Genomic DNA, 20,017 nt, shown 5'->3' on the forward strand with positions numbered 1-20,017 from the left:
CTGGTCGTCACGAACAGGGGCATCCAGCGCGGGTTGGCGTCTCCGGCCTGAACGGGCCCGGGCGAGCGTCATTCTCCCGCCCTGGGCCACGCCGCGCTCAGGGCGCCACGTATACGCGCGCCACCACCTCGGTCGTGTTGCCCGCGGCGTCCGTGGCCCGGACGTGGACGAGCGACCAGTCGCGGTGCACCAGGTCCACCGTGTGCCGCAGCACGTTGCTGCCCGCGGGCACGTCCTCCGTCACGAACCCCTGGGTCACCACCGTAGCGGGGCTGGCGTCCTGCTGCTGGATGACCATCGTGACGACCGGGTCGGGGTTGGTCTCCTGCTCGGTGGGCGACAGGATGACGAGCACCGGCGGCGTGAAGTCCGCGGACACCGTCTGCTCGCGCCACGTCACGTGCCCCAGCGCGTCCACGACGCTCAGCCGGACCACGTGTGTCCCCTCCGTGAGGTGAAGCTGGGTGGAGACGTAGCCGCCGCCCGCGTCGGGCATGACGGGGATGGGCGCGCCGCCATCCACGGTGAAGTACGCGGAGACGATGCCCGTGCTGCTGCCACCCGCGGTGGCCCAGCCGCACGCCTTGAGAGAGGTCCCGTTCGTGTAGCGGGGCAGACCGCACATCGTGAGCTCCGACGCCCAGCCGAGCACCACCTGGGCGCTGTCGGTGGCGGTCGCGGTGCCGTCATGGGTGGTCAGCGACACGGTGACGGTGCCGGCCCCGTCACACTGGATGCTCGAGACCGGGGCTGAAGGCGACCCGAAGGTGCAGTGCACGCCCGGGGGCGCCACATAGCTCCAGGCATAGGTGAGCGGGTCACCATCCGGGTCCGAGGCCGAGCCCCGCAGCGTCAACTGCTGGGAGGCCATGCCCTCCAGGTCGGGCCCGGCATCCACGATGGGCGGGGCATTGGGCTTCGTCCAGGTCACCTGCACCTGGTCGGTCACCGAGCCGATGCTCGCGGTCACCACATCCTCGCCGGGTGCGGTGCCCTCGAAGCAGAACTCGGCCTGCCCGTCGGCGGTGGTGTTCACGGAGGCCACGGCGGAGTTCACTCCGGACGCAGCGAAGTCCACTCGCACGCCCGCGAGCGGCCGGTCCGCGGCGTCCCGGACCGTGGCCGTCACGCAGTAGAGGTCCCCGACGACGGCGATCCCCTCTCTGGGCGACAGCGTGAGCTTGCTCACCTCCGCCACGGGCGCCAGGGCCATTCCTCCCGGGTAGCCATAGGAGTCGTAGGCATCGAACCCATAGAGCATGACGCCGAAGGGCTGCGGCGCGGACAGGTGGTGCGCCCCCAGCGCGACGGGGAGCTGGGCCCCCGAGAAGCCGCTGGCCCCGATGGCCTGGAACTGGCTCGCCGGGATGAGCGCTCCGTCCAGCATCACCTCGGCCACGACGCCGTTGGGAACCACGATGTTGGCGAAGTTGCTGCGGAACCCCGAGCTCGGCGTGGTGACGGTGTACTGGGCGGCGAACTGCTCGAAGGGCGGCACCAACATCATGAACGGGTCGGACGGGATGCCATCGAAGCCCGAGCCATTGGAGTACTGCGTCACGAGGATGGGCTCGTTGGCGGTGATGCTCGCCGAGCCCTGGATGTTCGTCTGGAACACCTGGCCGCGCTGGAGCTGCGCCACCACCGCGCCGTTGAGGCTCACCTGCGTGCCGTCCCTGGCGGCCGCGAAGCGGAAGGTGTCCCCGCCGAGGCGTGTGGCCAGCGGCACGGTCACGAAGCGCCGCCCCCACGTCGAGGTCGGGGGGAGCTGCTCCACCAGGTAGTCACAGGCGATGGTGGTGCCATCCGGGATGTTGGCGCACTGATGCCCGCCGAAGACCGCCACCGGGCGCGTGGCGTGAACGAGCGTTCCGGAGACGTCCGAGGGCGCGGCCGCCGTGCTGCGAAGCTGGTACGCCTGCCCCTTGTTCAGCGCCACCTGGAAGGGCACTCCCGCGGCGTGGTTGCCCACCCCACTCGCGGGAGTGATGGTCACCTCTGTCGCGTCCTCCGTGGCCACGACAGAGAACTGCGAGCCGTTGAGGACGTTGACGTTCGGATAGGCCTGCACCACGTAGTCCGTGCCCAGGCTCGCGGTGGGCAGGCCCAGGAACGCATCCGTCGTTTGCAGGAGCCGGTTGAGCCCATACACGGAGATGTCCGCGCCCGCGGTGACGTGGATGCCCTTGGGCTCCACGCCATCCACGGCCACCTGTGCCACCGAGGAGGGCAGCGCCACCGCCGTCACCTGCCCCGGCGTCACCGAGAAGTCGAAGGACAGCCCCTGGCCCGGAACGCGAACCTGCCCCGTCGTCGCCGTGTCACCGGCGATGAACAACGTGAGCACCGCAGTGGCCTGGTAGTTCCCCGGGAAGGCCAGCCAGAACTCGCGGCCCCGACTGGTCGCCTTGCTCAGTTCGTGCACGCGGGCATCGTCCTTGCTCGCGAGCCCTTCTGGAGCCTGTTCCCGAGAGGACTCCTCCACACACCCCATCATCAAACCGCTGACCGCAGCCACCAGGGCCAGACCGGCCTTCATCCGCATGAGCACACAACCCCCTCTGTTCTTCTTGATGAAACGGCTGTTCATTTCTGTTCAGGTATGTCGAAAGACAAAACCTGGGACAGGCACAGCGAGCCTATTCCTGCCGCGTCAAGACACGCGACGCGGCGAAACAGGGAGCGGGCCCTTTCCAACGTTCAGCTCAGCCCTGACTTTGTAAGGGATGATTAGAACTGCGGCACTCCGCCCGCGGACCACACGGACACGATCTGATTGGGAAGAGCCCACATGCTACCGAGGTCGAGTTCGTCGTCCCCGGCATAGCCCTTCTCCAAGGCGGTCAAGAGGCTCGTGAATCCGGCGGTGAGCTGCTGCTGCGCGGCCGCGAGCCCACTGCCCCCAGTGGCGGGATAGGTCTCCAGCGGGCCGCCGAACTTCAGCATTGCCTGCACCATCCGGAATCGCGCGAAATGGCTGAACTGATCCTCCAGGTCGTTGGCATCCTCGGGGCGGAGCTCTGCGTCGATGATGGGGCCCAGGTTGCCCTCGCCCTGCCCGACGATGGCCTGGAGCACCTCATTCGCCTGTTTCAGCGCGGTGCGGCTGTCACCGCCGATGGTGCTGCTGAACCTGGTGTAGTCGTCTCTTATGTATTGCGGGTTGGCGAATTCGCTCTTCTGCCGGTGGTCCGCGTCGGGCTGGTAGAGGTCGTTCCAGCGCTGATGGATGCCCTGCTCGATGGCCTTGTAGAACTGACCGATGGAATCGTAGACATCTTGCGGCCCGTTCGGCGCGCCATCGGACTTTGGCTCGGGGGTCTCGATGGCGGCCAGGAGGGACATCTGCTCAGGGTTCACCGGCCCGAGCTTCACGGGCTTGTTGACCGCGATCCAGGACGGGAACCGGTCATACCGCGGCGCCCAGTCGCCCGTGAACTTCGGCGAGTATCCCTTGGGCGCGAACAGCGCATTGAAGAGGTTGCTGGCCAGCTCGAGGTGCAGCATCTCCTGCACGACGACCGAGTAGATGTTGTTGAAGGCGAGCTGCTCCCGGCTTCGATTGGGGTTCTTCTTTCCGCGAACGGTCACCTGCTTGGGTGGGGTATCAGCGTCCGTGCCGGGAACCTGCAAGGAATAGGCGGCCGTCAGATAGAGGGGGATGGTCCACAGCTCCAGGTAGACGGCTTTCTGGAGATGATCGAGGAGGGCTGCGTCGGTCCAGGTCTTGTTTTGCACAGGGAGCTCTGAGGTTGATATGAGGTGCCGTGGATGGATGCGCAGGCGACGAGAGCAATGTTCGCGCCAGGGCCTGCGGAGGAACGGCTCCAGTCATTTCAACTCTTTGCGGTGAAGCCAGTCTCCGAGTGTCAGGGGAATCCCGTGTCACTGACACGTCAGTGACGGAGGCTGACGTGTCCGACCACTTTGCGCTGGGCGTGGAGCTCGTACTCGCCCGCCGCGCTCACTCGCCTTGGCGCGCTCAGGACGCAGCGACCGGATTTTGGGTAGGCACAGGTTCAGCGAGCTGCCGGATTGTCGGGCTGCAATTCCAAATACAATCGCTCGATGGTCGCCTTGGCACAGTGTACGAACGCGTCGACTTCCGGGCCTCTCCTGGCCAGGTCGTCCTGCGTCTCTCCAAGGTAAGACGTCCGCGCACTGCGCACGACACCCTGATGTTCATTCGGCAGGCGTTCAATGACCCACTGGGCCGCAACGTCCTTGGGGGCGATTCCCCCCGTCGACAGGCTGAACCAGATGCGAGCCAGCGCAAGCACCACGGTCCTTTCGTCCCCGCGCCAGTCCGCAGGTTCGTTCCATTGGAGAACGGTGTCGTAGAACGCTCTCGCCAGATCGGTTCGGGGCACGGGGTCGAAAATGTCGGTTGCTGGCGCGCCCAACAGGCAGATGCTGTGCCTCCTTGCCTTCGCCAGCAAGATTGCCAGGTCGGGGTCCACGATGGCCGGCTGGACACGGCCTGCTTCCAGTTCTCCGCGCAACCATTCCCCGAATTGAAGTTCGCGCGACGGCGGGTAGCGCCAAGGGACGACCGCATCCCGGACGACAACGGTCACTTCGAGAGGGCGGAGCGATTCATGCGTCACTGGCCATGCCGAGACCGACAACAACTCCTTGCTCAGCGCGTGTCGAACGGCTTCAGTCAATGGGGCGCTGACGGTGACCAGCAAATCGATGTCGCTGTGGGGTTTCAGCCCCCCATCAACTGTTGAGCCGAAGAGGTGGATGGCCTGCAGCGAACTGGCGAGGTGACGGCCAATCACTGCGCAGGCGCTTGAAACCTGGTGCGTGATTTCAGTCGGTACGGATGCGCTCATGTTGGCCACCACGGGTAGGGTCCTCGGCTCTACAGTCGTAGTTCGGAAGATGCCCCATGCGCTCCCTGGTTGAAAGAACAGGGGACGAGGCTTCCCCTGTCGTCAACACTCAAGGCAGCCTCTCTTCCTCGCTGTGGCCTGCGCTATTGGGTGCTGGCGGGCGCGACATCGCCGGCGCGCTCGGCGATCGGACGGGCATGGCGGACGAGTGAGAGCAGCACCTTGCCCGGCTCCTCGGCCATCATTTCGTGCGCAGACTGCTCGAACCAGACGAGCCGCTTCGACGGCGCCTTGACGCCCGCGAACCATTCGGCGGCAACCGTCGCCGAGACATTGCGGTCGTGGCGTCCGAGGAACAGGAGCAGCGGCGTCTTCAGCCGCTTCACATGCGACAGGTCTGCTGTCAGTACCGCGGCAAGGAGCCTCTCGACCGAGGAATCCTGCGCCTTCCAGACCTGGCGTACCTCCTCGTCGGTGTATTCGGGCGACAGATTCACCGCTGCGGCCTCGAAGCTCGCATCGGGACGCCGATAGGCGGCACCCCCGAAGAAATTGAGCCAGCGGCGCTGGAGCAGGATGTCCTTCAACGCTACCGGCTTCTTGCCAACGGCATAGGGCGCGATCGATTCGAGGTCGCGGATCGCCTCTGCGTTCTTCGCCGCGCGCGCCTGTTCCATCGCCCAGGCCCAGCCGCGCCGCTCGCTCTCCCGTGCATCGATGCCCTGGGCGGCGCCGATATAGGCGTGGAGCCATTCGGGGTGCCTCTCCGCGAGGGTGAGCCCGAGGAGGCTCCCCCAACTATGGCCGAGGACGAAGATCTTCTCCTTGCCGAAGGTTTTGCGCACCCATTTGACGAGCTCCTCGACATCGGCGTGCACCTGCTCGATTGTGAGCGTCGGGGCGACCATGGCGGGATCGTTCGCGACATACGTCTTGCCCGAGCCGCGCTGGTCCCAATGGATGACGGTGAAGAACTCGTCCCAGCCGTGCGAGACATACCAGCTCGTCGGCATCGTCACCCAGCCGGGGCCGCCATGGAGCACGAGCAGCACCGGATTGCGCAGGTCGCGGCTGCGGACCGAGACCCATTGGTCGATGCCCCCGATGCGGAGCTTCTCGGTGCGCTCCATCCCCTCGGGCGCCACGATCTTGCGGAGCTCCGCGATGATCTCGACAGCCTCGGCCCGGTTACGTGGGCCTGGCGCCTCCTGCGCCTGTGCCTGAAGACTCCCCAGAAGGAGCGCCGCCAACGGTAGCCACCATTCCTTGCGCATCACTCCCCCCTCGATTCTGCTCGGGATTCCCGTGGATAGCACACGCCCGAATACGGAGCCACCGCCTGGCCGCTCATGAAGCTCTGGCTCCGCCACCGGCGAGCGTCAAGGCAAGGGTAGATGTCGCGTGAAAGGGTTCAACCCATCATGCCCCAGCGTGGATGCGGAACTCCGAAACGATCGCCCTCTTGGCGAAGCTTCTTGCACTTGTATCTGGCGGAGTCCGCGGGAAGTGCGCAGAGGAATCGACAGCCGCGAATCCCCCCGCAGCTGGCGCGGTGGCGGCAGGCCGGACGCCTCGAGTTTCGCTCGCATCTCGTCTTCCGAAACGAGGCTCGTTGCGTCCGTTCAATCGCGTGAGACGAACCCAAGACGCGGCGACCGAATTGGGGGCCCACGGCTTCCATGGCCGGCCCCATCTGGACGTGCTGAGCGCATCGCCTCCCGCGCTCCAGATGCTACGCCAGGTCACCACCGTGAACCCTGTGCGTGCTCATTTCCATCGTCCATCGGGCGATGTCAATATGGCCTACGCGCCCAAGCGTTTCAGCGGTTGACGCGGCAAGGAGGCCCGAAACCCGCCTCCAGGACCTGTGGCTCATGGAGGTAGCGATGCGACGGTTTGCACTGGTGCTGGGGCTCTTGGGGGGCGTGGGGTGCGCCACCGGCATGCGAGGTATCGCCACCCAGTACAATCCGGAGACGGGGCAGTACGAGACGCCCACGCACGAGGTCGTCTATCAGGTGCCCGCCGAGGACGCGATGATGACGGCTCGGTTCATCCTGGAGAAGAGCCGCTATTCCGTGATGGAGAAGGAGGGGGGACTGGAGATGTTCTCCTCCTTCATTCCGGACGTCATTCCCCCCGAGCGTTACTACATCCAGGGGAAGCGGCTCGGGCCCCGGCAGGCACTCGTTCGAGTCTTTCGCATCAGGTACACGCAGGAAGGGGGCGGCTACACCGCGGAGGCATCCGGTCGGTCGGGCGGGCATCTCTCCGTGCCGGGAGCCTTCTCCGATATCCCTGGGCTGGAGGGCTACCGGCCGGCGCACGGCTACCGCGACCTGGGTATCGAGCAGAAGCTGCTGGAGCGGCTGGAGATGGCTCCCGCGCTGGAGCTGGTGGGCGGCAATTCCCCTGTTCCCATTCGCTCAGTGGTGATGGAGAACTGGGGCGAGAAGGGTGGGACCACCGCCACCTCCGCCGCTCCCGCGTGTGGTGCTCCCTTGGCGGGGGCCTCGTCCCTGTTCTCCGCGGGAGGCGTCCTGCTCGTGGCGGACCCCCTGGGCACGCAGGAGGTGCCGTCCGCGGTGCTGCGGATGTTGTGCGAGGCCTCGGCGCAGGAGCTGCCGGTGACGCTGGCGCTGTCCATTCCCGTCTCCGAGCAGCCGCTCCTCGATCGCTACCTGACCAGCGACGGCGATTCAGCGGCCGTTCAGGAGCTCCTCTCGGGGAGCGCTTTCTGGCGCCGGGCATACCAGGACGGGCGCAGCAGCCGCGCCATGCTGTGGCTCGTCGAGCAGGTCCGCCGCATGCGCGTCTCCGGAAAGGACGTGGACGTGGCCGCCATCGACTCCGACAAGGCCCACGGCAATGAGCGCGAGGCACAGATGGCCCAGCATCTGCTGAACGCCCAGTCGAAGCGCCCCCAGGCCTGGACGCTGGTGCTCACGGGCAGCGTCCACGCGCGCACCACGGAGGTGAGCTGGGATGACGACTTCGAGCCCATGGGCTCTCGCGTGGTGCGCGCCCTGCCCGCGGTGCGTGCCCTGGATGTGGGCTTCCAGCGAGGCACCCAGTTCGTCTGCCGCTACAGCGTCTGGGACGAGGAGGTGGAGTGCAACGTCTTCGGCATCAGCCCGACGCTCGAGGCACGGCAGTCCTCCAAGCAGGCCGCTGGCCTGGAGCTCTTCACCACCCAGCAGCCCCTCGGCTTCCACGGCCGGCTCTACCTGGGCGCGCTGAGCGCATCGCCTCCCGCGCTCCAGGCGCCACGCCAGGACAGCACTGTCGACCCCGTGCCCACCACGAAGTGACTCGCGGTCTTCCGTGAGAAGCGCCCATCCAGGAGGGGAGGGGGCCTCCGTGCCCTCATTCAGGCAAGGAGGCGGCAACGAATGGCGCGTGCAGAGCACGGCATTTCGGGCCGCCTCCACCGCTGCAATCATTGCCTCGACAGGCGCGGAGACGTGGCCGCCGGCCCCGTCGTCGAACACTGCGTTGCCGTCTTCGACGACGATTGCGAAGCTGCCGTGCAGTCGCTGCCGAGGCCTTGACGCACTGCCCGAGCCGGAGACCCACCCGGTTTCTTGCCGCCTCACTCCTCATGCTAGATGGGGCCGCCTGGAAGAGGATTCTCATGTTGAAAGAGCGTATGGGACGGGGAGCGATGTCGAAGCGGCTCGTGGGCGCTGTCGTGAGTGGATGGCTCTTGGTTGCTTGTGGGGGGAATGGCTCCGAAGTGCCCGACGGCTCGACTCCGATGGATTCTGGGACGCACACCGAGCGGGACTCCGGCACACCAGGGCAGGAGGATGCTGGCTTGGCGGATGCGGGCCTCGCGGACGCAGGACCTCCGGCGGACACCACGCCTCCCGACGCGCCGATGCTCATCGGGACCGCGCCCACCTCTCCTGCCAATGACAACATGCCCGTCCTCCATGTCGCTACCGAGCCGGGGGCCTCGGTGCGCTTCTTTGCTGGCACGGCGTGTCTTGGAGGAGCGCTCGCCTCGCGTACCGCCGACAGTCAGGGGCAGGTCGCTTTGTCGCTCTCCGTAGCCGACAACAGCACCTCTCCCTACGTGGCCCAGGCAACGGACGCGGCGGGGAACGTCTCGGCCTGCTCCGAGGCGCTGACGTTCGTCGAGGACAGCACGGCGCCCTCCGAGCTGGCCGCCACGGTGATGGACGGCCTTGCCGGTCCGGAGCTCGAATATCAAAACAGCAACACGCGCGTAGCGGCTCGCTGGTCCGGCTTCAACGACTCCGTGGGCATCCGGCGCCATGAACTCGCCTTGACGTCCATTGCGGCGTGCCCCGGCGATGCGAGCAGCATCCAGGATGTCGGCGCCACTTCGTCCGTGGAGCTCACGGTGCTCACCTTGGCCGAGCAGCGCTACTACACTTGCGTGCGTGCCGTGGATGACGCTGGAAACACCTCGGGCTGGAAGATGTCGAATGGCTTCATCGTGGACGTCACGCCGCCGCGCTGGGTGTCTGTCACGCCTGACGCGTCCTCGGTCACGGCCTCGCCCTGGACTGCCATCGAGGTGTCGTTCAGCGAGACGACCCTCGACACCGCCAGTGTGACGCCGGCCTCGTTCCACGCCACGGCGGACGGCATGCCCTTGTCCGGAGGCGCGGTGTCCTGCGCGGCGGGCAGGTGTACGCTCGAGCTGAAGCAGATGCCGGCATTCGGTGCGCAGGTGCGCGTCGCCATCGACGGCGTGAAGGACCTCGCTGGCAACGCGATGACCTCCTCCCACGCCTGGGACTACTCGGTCCGTGCGCCCCAGTGGGGGGCCCCACTGCTCATCTCGAACGGCTCACGCCTCAGTACACCTGCCCACGGGGTTGCCATGGACTCCTCTGGCGTTGCGACGGTCCTGTATGTCGACGAGGGGCTCCGGGCGCGGCGCCACAAACCAGGCGCCGCCTGGGAGGCGGAGCAGCACGTGGGGGAGGGGACCTTCGGCCCTTTTCCCAGACCGGCTTCGCTCACGACGCTGTCTGACGGCACGCCCCTTGCCATGGTGGAGTCGTGGCCGGCGGGGGATTACAGCGCCAAAAAGGCCTATGGCATCCTCGCCACGGGCTCCGACAGCGGCGTCCAGCGCTGGGGTGTGCCACAGCTGCTCGGCGAGAATACGGGGCTGAATGTGACGGCCCTCCGCGTGGTGGCAGCTCCCGACAATGGGGCCCTCGCTGCCTGGGTGGAGAAGAGTTCCACGCAGACCTTCCTGCAGGTTCAGCCGTACGCCGGGAGTTCGGGGTGGGGCACGCCGGTCCGCGTGCGCACCATCGACGACGCGAACTGGGACTCCTCGTGGCACGGCTATGACGTCGGATTGGATTCGCGCGGTAACGGGGTGTTGGTATGGGCCGAGCGCAACAGCCCTCTCCAATACTCGCGCCAGGGCGCCGAAGGTTGGAGCGAGCCGGCGCATGGCGAAAGCACCGAAGGCCGCTATCCGCAGGTCGCCCTGAACGCGGATGGGACCGGCATTGCCGTTTGGATTCGACGGTATCTCGACAGCGATCGGGTGTACGCGAAGCCCTTCAATCTCGCTTCTGGCTTTGGCGGCCAGGAGGTGCCTCTCCACACGCAGGGAAGTGTTGGTGGCGAGGTGCGGATAGGCGCAGACGCAAACGGAAACGTGTTTGTTATTTGGGACCAGATTGGCGGCGGCCCCGAGGGGGGACTGTGGTCTGCTCGTTACGTGAGGGGCTCGGGCTGGCAGCCGGCTCAGCAACTCGCGACGGACTACGCCGGGAGCAAGGCCCTCCACGTTTCACCCTCGGGCACGGCCATGGTCGTCTATAGCCGCACGGAGAGAGCGGGAGCGCCTGCTCTCGTTTGGGCTCGACGTTTCGTGCCCGGTACGGGCTGGTCCGCTGCCACCCGCCTCGACTTCGCCACTGTGAATGGGGGGCTCTATACTCTTGAGGTGGTGACCAGCCCGTTCGGGAACGCCGCCGCGACCTGGTCTCGCCGGGACGCGGACACGGGCATCGATTCCCTGGTCTCGGCCTTCTTCGAGTAGGCCCTCAGGACGCAGCGACCGAGTTTGGGGAGGCGGCGGCGGCGAGGCATGATGCGAGGATGCGCATCGTCGCCGTCTCGGACACGCACCTCTTCCACGACGAGCTCGTGATGCCCCCGGGCGACATCTTCGTCCACGCCGGCGACATGTGCCGCGCGGGGGACCTGGACGAACTCGCCCGGGCGGCGTCGTGGATTCGTGGCCTGCCCTACCGTCACAAGGTCATCGTCGCGGGCAACCACGACTGGGCCTTCGCCGACTCGCCCGGAGAGGCCCGGGCGCTTCTGGGCGAGGACGTCGTCTACCTGCAGGACGGCGAGGCCACCGTGGCGGGCCTGCGCTTCTGGGGGAGCCCCTGGCAGCCGGCCTACAACGACTGGGCCTTCAACCTGCCCCGGGGCGCCGCCCTCGCCAGCAAGTGGGCGGCCATCCCCGAGGGACTGGATGTGCTCATCACCCACGGGCCTCCGGCGGGCTTCGGGGACCGCTCCTCGGTGGGGGGACGCGGCGGCTGTACGGACCTGCGCGAGCGCGTGCTCGCCGTGCGTCCCCGGCTACACCTGTTCGGCCACATCCACGACGACGGCGGGCTGTGGCGCGAAGGGGACACGTGCTTCGCCAACGTCACCACGTGGGAGTGCGAGCGCGCGCCCACCGTCCTCCAACTCGACGCCCGAGGCGTGACGGAGGTGAGCATCCCTCCCGCCCGGCGCTGACTCGCGGTCCTTGTCAACCACCCCTGGGGGCAGTGGTTTCGAGGAACTTCCCGTTGGAGGGGAACGAGGCGCTCGAGGGCCGACACACGACCGAGCACGGGGCGCGCGGCTCACACTGCACTGTCGCGCTAATTGGCACTCAACAGGCGGAGCCGTTCGAGGATGGCGTCATAGCCCAGTTCGAACTGCTGCTCTGTCTGGGTGTTCCAATCCTTGCCGCCCGAGATGTCCCTCCCATTGGCATCCTTGCGATTGTCGAAGTTCTGGAGCCCCGCCGAGGCTTTATCCTTCACGGCGGCGGAGATCTCGCGGAGCTGCTCCGTCCAGGACGTGTCCTTGCTGGAGAGCACGTCCGTGATGAAGTTCTTCAGCGCGACTTTCCCGACCTCGCCCGCAGGCCCCAAGGGCGCCAACGCCACACCCGCGATGGTCTCCGCCAGGTCTTTCTTGAACTGCCCTGCGTCCTCGGTGCGTTTGATCTCCAGTCCATACGCTCCCACCATGGCTCCCGTGAGACTCCCCAGCGTGCGCGCGTAATGGTCATTGACGGGGGGCTTTCCACCCGCGGTTGCGGGGTTGAGCGCCCCTGCGCGGAGTTGCTTGGGCAAGTCCTCTTTGACGAACTTCGCGAACCCCGGGTCCTTGCCTGAGCCGTTGACGATCGAATCGCGCAAGAACTTCGGAAGCGCCTGGAGCGTGTCGTCGTAGGCGCTGTTGGGTCCACCCGAATTGTTCGTCAATTCATTGATGATGCCCGAGGGGTCCGAGCGGAAAATCTTCTTGAGCCCTTCCAGTTGGGCCGCACGGGCGGGGTCGGTCTTGTCCCCCAACGAGTTGGCTCCCACGCGGAAGATGTTCGCACGGAGGTCCGAATACGCCGGCCCCTTGAACAGGTCTGGCACTTGCCCAAGTATCTTGACCGCGCCGTCCGACCTGGTGGGCTCTCGGCCCGAGAAGCTGTTGTTGTGCGGTGGCTGTTGCAGTCCCTTTTCGAGGATTGCGACGAACTTGTCTCTCCCCAGCTCTGCATTGTAATTCTGGATGAGCTTGGGGTCTGAATTGAGTACGTCCGCGAAGTTCTGCGCCTGGATGGTGTTCTTGTCCGCGGTCTTGCCGGATTCATTCAAGAACGTGCGACGAACGGACTCTGGGGTCTCCGGCTGCTTGAGCACTGAGACCATGGCGTCTGGCACCTGGCTCTTGGCCGCTTCGCGTGCCAGCTCGTTTACCACGCTGGGCGGCGCGGAGCCCGTGCTCTTGGCAAGCGCCTTCAATGCCGCCGTCTGCTCCGCATCTGTTTTGTAGAGCCCCTTCTGGTCATGGGCGATCTGCGCGGATGCGCTGGAAATCAACTCCTTGCTGTCCTTGTCTCCCAACGTTGCGTAGAGTTGTTTGAGATACTCCGGGTCGTTCTGGTGCTGCTGGATGAGCTCGGTGAACTCGCGGGTCCGCTCGTTCCGCCCCGCGCCACCGATGTATCGGTCCTTGTCCTGAAGACGCTGTGCCGCTTCCTTCCCCGTGGGAGCCTTCTTCGGCTCCGTGGCGTCTGTCTCCTCCTTCGGAGGTGTCGCCGGCTTTTTCTCCGGAGGCTTGACGGGCGGAGGCGAAGGCGGGTCCTGGGGGCGAGGGCTCGGCGTGGGCGCCCCCAGTTGCGAGAAGTCCTTGGGAGCCTTACCAAAGCTAGACGTGTCTGTGTGCCCGGAGGCAGTAGGCCGCTGCGCCTGGGTCTGGGGGCTCCGCGGTTTGCTCTCCGGGGGCCTGGTTGTGGTTTGCGGCTTGGGGGCTGTGATTTTGGCCATGGGATGACTCCGGGGAAGCGGGTTCTTTGCAGCTCACTGCGCAGCGACCGAATACGAGACAGGCACAGGCGTCAGGGGACATACCGCTCGGCGGTGTTCAGTACGGCAGCGCCGTCGCTCCCCCCGATGATGAGCACACTCCCTGATTCCAACCATGTGGCCGTGTGATTGACGCGCGCCGACGACATGGGGGCGATGAACTCCCAGGAGCCATCTCGCCGGAATATCTCCGCGGAGGCACGTGGCATCGCGTGGGGGCTGGAATACCCGCCTGCAATCAGCACCTCGCCTGAGGGCAATGCGGTCGCCGTGTGAAAGAAGCGGGCTTCCAGCATTTCTGCCTCGTACGTCCACGATGTGCTGCTCCAATGAAAGATCTCTGCTGCCTTGAGGACCCTCCCAGGTGAGCCCTCGAGGGAGCCGGTAACCAGAATTCTTCCGGAAGGCAGCAGCGTGGAGGCGTGCCCGTGGCGCCCATGTTCCATCTGCGCCAGGAGGGGGATCCATCCCGCCTCGGGTTGATTCGAGGCGTAGACCTCGGCCGTCGTCTCCGCTCCAGCAGCATTGAAGCCACCAATGGCCACCACCACGCCCCCTTCCAGGAGGGTGAGTGTCAGTACGTTGCGTTTGACATTCATGCTCCCAGCATCTGTCCAGGAGTCGGTTTTCAGATGATAGAGCGCGGAGGTGTTCAGCCCGTCGAGATGCGAGTTCCCGCCACCCGCCACCAGCACTTCCCCCGAGGGAAGCAGGACGGCGGCATGGCTGGCGCGTGCTCCAAGTGGGATGGGACTGGCAGGAATCCACTCATTCGCATTCACATCGTAGATTTCGGCACTGTTCAGCGCATCACCACCGGGGCCCCGGCCACCGACCACCAATACTTTTCCATTCGGTAAAAGGGTGGCGGTGTGGTCCATGCGTGCCGTCCCGAGGTCTGGCCCAGGACTCCAACTGTTTGATGCGACGGTGTAGAGCTCCGTGGTGTTCGTGGGGGTGTTGCCTGAGCTACTCCCACCAACGACGAGCACTCGACCATTTTTCAGTGCCGTGGCCGTATGCCCTGTGCGCCGCGTCTGCATCGGTGCCACCGACTTCCACCCCGGCGGTTCGCGCCCGGCATCCGGAGGTCCCCCGTCAGTGCCTGCGTCCGAACCGCCGTCCCCTCCGCCGTGCGGCCCACCGTCCTCGCCGTCCGGCCCACCTCCATCGTTACCTCCATCCAGGCTGCCATTGCCATCAGGTCCCGCATCCGATGTGTCATCCAGGCATGCGCCAGGTTGACTGTTGCAGAATTGGTCCACCGCCTCGTCGACGTCGAGGCACGCAGCGAGATGGACGCTGAGCACCAGCAATCCAAGGGCTGTCGAGCGACGCAGGGGCTTCATGGCCACCTTCCAGACACGAACGCGGACGTTCCATCCAGCCCGACTTGTAGGGAGCCTTGCTCCTCTGGCGCCCCCAGCAGGTACATTCCCGTGGCGGCGCCCAGCCCCACCAGACCTCCCACCAGCAGCCCCACGGAGACTGTCTGCAGCCCGCGCGCGCTGCTGGCCACGTTCCTGGCCTCGGCCTGTGAGCCGATGTGCTGCGCCTTGTGCGTCAGCTTCGACTTCTTTCCCTCCGCCAATCCCCAGAAGACGCCCGCTGTGACGACGAGGGCCCCTCCCGCCACCGCGGGGATGAGCGCTCGGTCTCGTAATGAGGAGTACGAGCCGGACACCTCCGGCACTGGAGACGATGAAGACGCCGGGAGCCCCGAGGCCACTGCGGGAAGCGGCTCTCGTGGCGTCTGAACCCGCTGCGCCTCTGTGGGGGCCTCCATCTTCAGGGGCTCACGATCGACTCCTCGCGTGGCCAGCTCGCTCAGGACATCCTGGCGCACCGATTCGAAGTGTCGCTTCAGCTTGGGTGAGACAAGCAGCGGCAACTTCGCAGCGGGGTTCAAGAAGAGGGCCGCCTTGAAGGTGGCTTCGGCGTCGCTCAACCGCCCACTCAACTCCACCATGATGACGCCCTCGTAGAGCGACATCACGACCTGATCCTCAGGCTTCTTCGATATCGCCTTGCCGTGGAGAACCTGCTCCAGGGCTTGCTCGTACTCGAGGCTCCCTATCAATTGGTGGATGGCTACCGCACAGCGGTGCACGTCTGGGGAGACGTCGCCTCGGGCGCTCAGGGGGAGAAGGGAGAGCCCGAGGCACAAAAGCCAGACGCAGGTGCCATGTCGCGACAGGCCGCTCGACAAGACGACTCTGGCATCGTCGTGGATGGAAGGATGCATGACGTCCTCTGGCGCATGGCGTCCGACTTCGTTTGTTGCTTCGACGTCACCGGGGATGTGATTGGACGCCGGGCATGAGGCATGCCCGACGTGCGTACGTCCTGCGCGAGTCGATGCGTGTCTGCCCCATTAATCGAAGAGAAAGAGGGAGGTGGCCCACCGCCGTCCCAAAAAATCTCCGGAGACGACGCTGACGGCGGCGTTGCCCTGGCAATCCGACAGGGCGCCGGCGCGTCAGGAGTGCCAGCAGTCGGGCGCCCGACGGAAGATGGGCGCCAAGGGCTTCAGTCCAGCAATCCCAGGAGGCTGATATCCAGTCGGCTGCTGACCAGTCCCAGGAGGCTCTCCAGGGCGAGTTGGTCCTGCTTCATCCTTGGCGCGAGCTCCATGCGAACGCGCTCGAGCAGCTGTTCGCGGGCATCGGCGACCTTGCGCGCGACGCCGGAGCGCGAGCCGCCGTACATGAGCGTCAGCCGGTCCATCGTGAACCCATGGAAATGATGCAAGCGCAGCAGGGTCCGCTCCTGCTCGGAGAGCACCGCCACCGCTTTTCGGAGCGACTCGACGAGGAGCTGGCGCGCGTCCTCGCGCAGCAGCGCGTACTCGGGGTCGCTCGGGGCCAGCATCCGCGCGAGTTCCTCGGGAGGCTCCGCGACGAGCTGATGGCGCTCGTCCTGGCCCATCAACTCCGAGGCGATGCGCGCGGCGATGATGCTCACCCAGGTCCGCAGGGGCCCTCGCCCTCCATAGCTCGCAATCCTCGGTGGCGTGTTGCTGCTGCCCACCAGCAGCCGTTCGCGCAGCATCTGCAGCACTTCCTCCACCAGGGGCGGCGACACCTTCCCGAGCCGGGCGGGGACGTGTCGGAGGATGTGTTGTTCGAAGGCCTTGAGGGCCGCCGGGTCCCCGGAGGTGCAGGCGCACGCGAGATACAGGTCGGGACCTTGGAGGATGCGCATCACCTCCGCGGCTTTTCCCTCAGGCAGGTGCCGGGCCAGGTGCCGCACGAAGGTCTCTGCCGGGAGTGAGAACGTGGGCCACTGGGTTCGTGCTGCCTCGACGTGTTTGTCCAGCAGCGCCTCGAATCCCTCCTCGGCCTCCAGCTCCGCTCGCTGCGCCGGAGACACGGACGCCCGCAGCAGCGCCGCCAGGGAGCCTGTTCGCTGTTCGTCGCTCATCGTTTCGTCTCACGCCGTTGCCAGGCCAGCACCGTCTGGAGCTCCGGCTGGCCCCGGACCCCTACGGACTCCAGCCGCGTCCGGGCCTCCTCGGCCAGCGCGAGCGCCCGGGCCCGCTCCGGGGAAGCGCGCTTTTCGATGAGCGCCCGGGCCAAAAGGAAGGCGGTCTTGCCGGCGACCCGCGGATCTTTGACTTCGCCCCATTGGGTTTGGATGCGCCGGGCGCGCTCGAGCAGGGGGACCGCCTCCGCCGAGGTGCCCAGCGCCAGATGCGCCTCCCCTGCGCAGGCAAGGGCGCTGGCGCCGTCCGGGGACTCCGCGCCCCCCGCCTTCTCGGTGACCTTCCTCGCCCGCTCGCAGTACGCGAGCGCCTCCTTCGGAGCCCGGGTCGCCAGGGCAAGCTCGGCGAGGGGAAGCAGCACCGTCACCGTCTTCCCGCCCTCCGGGCCGTGTTCCTTCTCGAGCCGCTGGAGCGCGTCCAGCAGGTCGCGTCGTGCCTCGCTATAGCGGCCCGCCTTCAGGTACACCTGTCCCCGGACTGTCAGTGGCAGGGCGGCGCGTGGTGTGTCCGGGCCCAGTGAACGCTGGATGCGCTCCAGGGCCTCGGTGGCGAGGCCCAGCGCCTCGTCGCCCTGGCCCGCCTCACTGGCGATATCTGCCAACGCTGAGAGCGCGAAGATGACGGTGACGTGGTTGGGGCCCCGGGCCCGCTCGAAGATGGCGCGCGCCCGCTCAGCCATGGAGCGTGCCTCCTCCAGTCGACCCGCGACGCGCGAGACCACGGCGAGGTTCAGCAGAATCGTCCCCTTGGGGGTGGTCTCTGGGTTGGAGGATGCCTCCTGAAGGGCCAGGGCCTTGCGCCAGGCGCTGACGGCCTCGGTGTACCGGCCCACCTCCAGCGAGGCAGTGGCGACCCGGTTGTAGGAAGTCACGAGGGCCGGATTGTCAGCGCCAAGGATGCGCTCGCGCAGCTCCAGGGCCTCGCGGTGGAGCTTCAGCGCGTCTTCATGGCGGCCTTGGCCGAAGCGGATGCGTCCCAACTGATGGATGAGGTTGGGCGTGCGGAGGCTGTCCGGGGGATTCCTCCTCCGCGAGAACTCCAGTCCCTGGAGCGCCTCCTGCTCCGCCTCGGCGAGCTGGCCGTACGCCTCTCGCAGCGACGACAGGCGCGTGTGCAGTTCCGTCGTGATGTCCGGGAAGCGCTCCCGCCCCAGTCGCTCGACGGCGGCCCGGGCGTGCCGGATGAGCTTCTCCGCTTCGTCGGGGCGGGACTGCTCCTCGCCCACCGCCCAGATGAGCTCCAGCCAGGCCCGTGCCACCGTTTCGTCGTCACGCGCGGCCTCGGCTGCCCACAGGGCCTGGTAGAAGAACGCCTCCGCTTCCTTCGGCTTGTTGAGGCCCCCGAGGACGGTGCCGTGGGCCAGGAATACCTCCGCCTCCAACGGCTTGTAGCCGAGCCCCTTCTGCTCTTCGAGCAGGGCTGACGTCACCGCGAGGCCGTCGGTGAACCGGTGCGACACGAGGTGGGCCTGGACCTGCGCCAGCTTTTGCCGCGCCGCATGCACGCGGGAGCGGAGGTTGTCGGGCGGTTGGGGGCGGCTGGTGAGTCCGGGGGTATCGCGGCATCCGACGAGGCCCTCGAGGGATGCCGCCAGTGCGCGCGCGTTCTGCACCGTCTGCGCGTCCGCCTGTTCCAACACCTCCGTGACGGCGGCGATCTGCCAGAGCCGCGCATCGAGGCACGCGGCGGTCTGCCTGGCCTGGTCCGCGGTGTCGCCCGTTGCGGCCAGGCAGGCCTCCGTGCGAAGCGTCTGCCATTGAGCGGTGTGGGCGTCCATCACCGTCGAGAACTGCTTCCAGGCCTGGGCTGCGTAGGTCATGCCGGTGGCGAGGAAGGCTGTGCGGATCCGTTCGCGCCGCGCGGGGCTCCATGCCACCGCGAGCTTCTCCGCTTCCCGCGCACAGCTGTCATCGCGCCGCTGCGCCGTCGTCCCGTAGGCCGCGAGGATGCCCATCGTTCCGGCCACGGTCGTCGTGACGAGAAGCGGCACAAGTCTCCGGTGCGGCGGTGGAACGAGGGCCGCCAGCAGCGCCTGCATGTTGGGGAAGCGATCCTCGGGCTTCGGGCTGAGCCCCCGGACGATGGCGCGTCGAATCCGGGTCGGGACCTTCACCTCGCGCTTCGGAGGGCTCATCCTCCCTTGCTGCGCGGCCAGGACCAGCTCCTGCATCGTCTCGCCTTGAAAAGGGCGCGCCCCAAAGAGGGCCTCGTGGAGCGCCACGCAGAAGCTGAACTCGTCGGAGCGGGCATCCGCGCGCTGACCTCGCACCAGCTCCGGGGCGATGTAGGCGGGCGTACCCAGCACCTGGCCCGTCCGGGTGAGCTGACCCGCGGGACTGACGGGGGCCTCCATGTGCTCCTGGTGCGACGCGCCCTCTTCCTGGTGGAGGAGCCGGGCGATGCCGAAGTCCGTCACGAAGACCCGCCCGTCCTTCCCAAGGAGGGTGTTGGCGGGCTTGAAGTCGCGGTGCACCAGGCCCGCGGCGTGCGCGGCGGCCAGCCCCTTGCCGGCTTCAAGGAAGACCCGGAGCACCTCCTTCCACGGACGCGGCTCCTTCATCCACTCCGCCAGGGTGGTGCCCTCCACCAGCTCCATGGTCAGGAAGACACCGTCTCCGTAGGCGCCCACGTCATAGAGGGTGACGACATTGGGGTGTGAGAGCCGGGCCAGCGCCTGGGCTTCGCGCAGCAGCCGCTGCTGCAGCTCCTCTCGCTGGCTCCCCTTGGGGCGCAACACCTTGAGGGCCACCCGGCGACCGAGCTCCAGGTCATCCGCCGCGTACACGACGCCCATGGCGCCGGCGCCGAGGCACTCTCGCACCACATACCGGGAGAGCCTGGCGCCAAGCAGCAGTGGCTGGGAATTCGCCTCCCCAGGGGCTGTCGGAGCGCTGGATGACGCTTGAGTGCCCACTCCCGCTGCCAGTGTCCACCGACAGTCGGCACAGGTCTCGACGTGTGCAAGGACTTGGGCCCGGTGAGCTTCGGAAAGCAGCCCGGCAACCAAGTCCGTCAGCGTCGTTTCCTGGGGGCACGACTGCATGGGTGAAGACTCCGCAACGCGTTCCGGCTTCCCGAACATAGCAGAGCTCGGGAGCCCG

General features: G+C 66.8%; 13 protein-coding genes. 4 read left to right on the forward strand and 9 right to left on the reverse strand.

Features of this window, described 5'->3' with window-relative positions; all coding sequences use genetic code 11:
- Nucleotides 1-97: 97 nt before the first annotated feature.
- From BLU09_RS32900 to BLU09_RS32915, 4 genes are all read right to left on the reverse strand, one after another.
- Nucleotides 98-2,545 carry an Ig-like domain-containing protein gene (locus tag BLU09_RS32900; protein ID WP_244172224.1) on the reverse strand — a complete coding sequence of 816 codons (2,448 nt, stop codon included), beginning with the start codon at nt 2,543-2,545 and terminating at the stop codon, nt 98-100.
- Nucleotides 2,546-2,730: 185 nt separating this feature from the next.
- Entirely contained in the window at nt 2,731-3,738 is a 1,008-nt protein-coding gene (locus tag BLU09_RS32905; RefSeq protein WP_090494607.1) for a ferritin-like domain-containing protein, read from the reverse strand.
- A gap of 281 nt (nt 3,739-4,019) precedes the next feature.
- A complete protein-coding gene (locus BLU09_RS32910) occupies nt 4,020-4,838 on the reverse strand; it encodes an AadA family aminoglycoside 3''-O-nucleotidyltransferase (RefSeq protein WP_143043241.1) in 819 nt (272 codons plus the stop codon).
- Between the two features lie 143 nt (nt 4,839-4,981).
- Entirely contained in the window at nt 4,982-6,112 is a 1,131-nt protein-coding gene (locus BLU09_RS32915) for an alpha/beta fold hydrolase (RefSeq protein WP_186817870.1), read from the reverse strand.
- A 612-nt stretch (nt 6,113-6,724) separates the two neighbouring features.
- On the opposite strand from BLU09_RS32915, the gene BLU09_RS32920 reads away from it, so the two are divergent.
- The 3 genes from BLU09_RS32920 (at nt 6,725) to BLU09_RS32930 (ending at nt 11,594) form a co-directional block, all read left to right on the forward strand.
- A complete protein-coding gene (locus BLU09_RS32920; protein WP_244172225.1) occupies nt 6,725-8,149 on the forward strand; it encodes a hypothetical protein in 1,425 nt (474 codons plus the stop codon).
- Nucleotides 8,150-8,655: 506 nt separating this feature from the next.
- Nucleotides 8,656-10,878 (forward strand): Ig-like domain-containing protein, encoded by a 2,223-nt coding sequence (locus tag BLU09_RS32925; protein ID WP_167371210.1) that lies wholly within the window; start codon nt 8,656-8,658, stop codon nt 10,876-10,878.
- A gap of 59 nt (nt 10,879-10,937) precedes the next feature.
- Nucleotides 10,938-11,594: a metallophosphatase domain-containing protein gene (locus BLU09_RS32930; RefSeq protein WP_090494615.1), complete on the forward strand. Its 657-nt coding sequence runs from the start codon at nt 10,938-10,940 to the stop codon at nt 11,592-11,594.
- A 128-nt stretch (nt 11,595-11,722) separates the two neighbouring features.
- On the opposite strand, the gene BLU09_RS32935 is transcribed toward BLU09_RS32930, so the two are convergent.
- The 3 genes from BLU09_RS32935 to BLU09_RS32945 form a co-directional block, all read right to left on the reverse strand.
- Nucleotides 11,723-13,393, reverse strand: coding sequence for a transposase (locus tag BLU09_RS32935; protein WP_244172226.1), 1,671 nt, complete (start codon nt 13,391-13,393; stop codon nt 11,723-11,725).
- Nucleotides 13,394-13,464: 71 nt separating this feature from the next.
- Nucleotides 13,465-14,781: a Kelch repeat-containing protein gene (locus tag BLU09_RS32940; RefSeq protein ID WP_244172227.1), complete on the reverse strand. Its 1,317-nt coding sequence runs from the start codon at nt 14,779-14,781 to the stop codon at nt 13,465-13,467.
- Entirely contained in the window at nt 14,778-15,425 is a 648-nt protein-coding gene (locus BLU09_RS32945; protein WP_244172228.1) for a hypothetical protein, read from the reverse strand. Before BLU09_RS32945 ends, BLU09_RS32940 begins: the two co-directional genes overlap by 4 nt.
- Nucleotides 15,426-15,464: 39 nt before the next feature.
- On the opposite strand from BLU09_RS32945, the gene BLU09_RS39620 reads away from it, so the two are divergent.
- Entirely contained in the window at nt 15,465-15,755 is a 291-nt protein-coding gene (locus BLU09_RS39620) for a hypothetical protein (protein WP_244172229.1), read from the forward strand.
- Between the two features lie 206 nt (nt 15,756-15,961).
- Here BLU09_RS39620 and BLU09_RS32950 read toward each other — a convergent pair whose 3' ends face one another.
- Both BLU09_RS32950 and BLU09_RS32955 read right to left on the reverse strand, forming a co-directional pair.
- Complete coding sequence (locus tag BLU09_RS32950) at nt 15,962-16,855, reverse strand: RNA polymerase subunit sigma-70 (protein ID WP_090494620.1); 894 nt, start codon at nt 16,853-16,855, stop codon at nt 15,962-15,964.
- On the reverse strand, nt 16,852-19,998 hold the full coding sequence (locus tag BLU09_RS32955; RefSeq protein ID WP_090494621.1) for a tetratricopeptide repeat protein: 3,147 nt from the start codon (nt 19,996-19,998) through the stop codon (nt 16,852-16,854). The genes BLU09_RS32950 and BLU09_RS32955 overlap by 4 nt, the downstream gene beginning before the upstream one ends.
- Nucleotides 19,999-20,017: the final 19 nt, after the last annotated feature.

Origin of the sequence: Myxococcus virescens (assembly GCF_900101905.1) — a bacterium.
Lineage (GTDB): Bacteria > Myxococcota > Myxococcia > Myxococcales > Myxococcaceae > Myxococcus > Myxococcus virescens.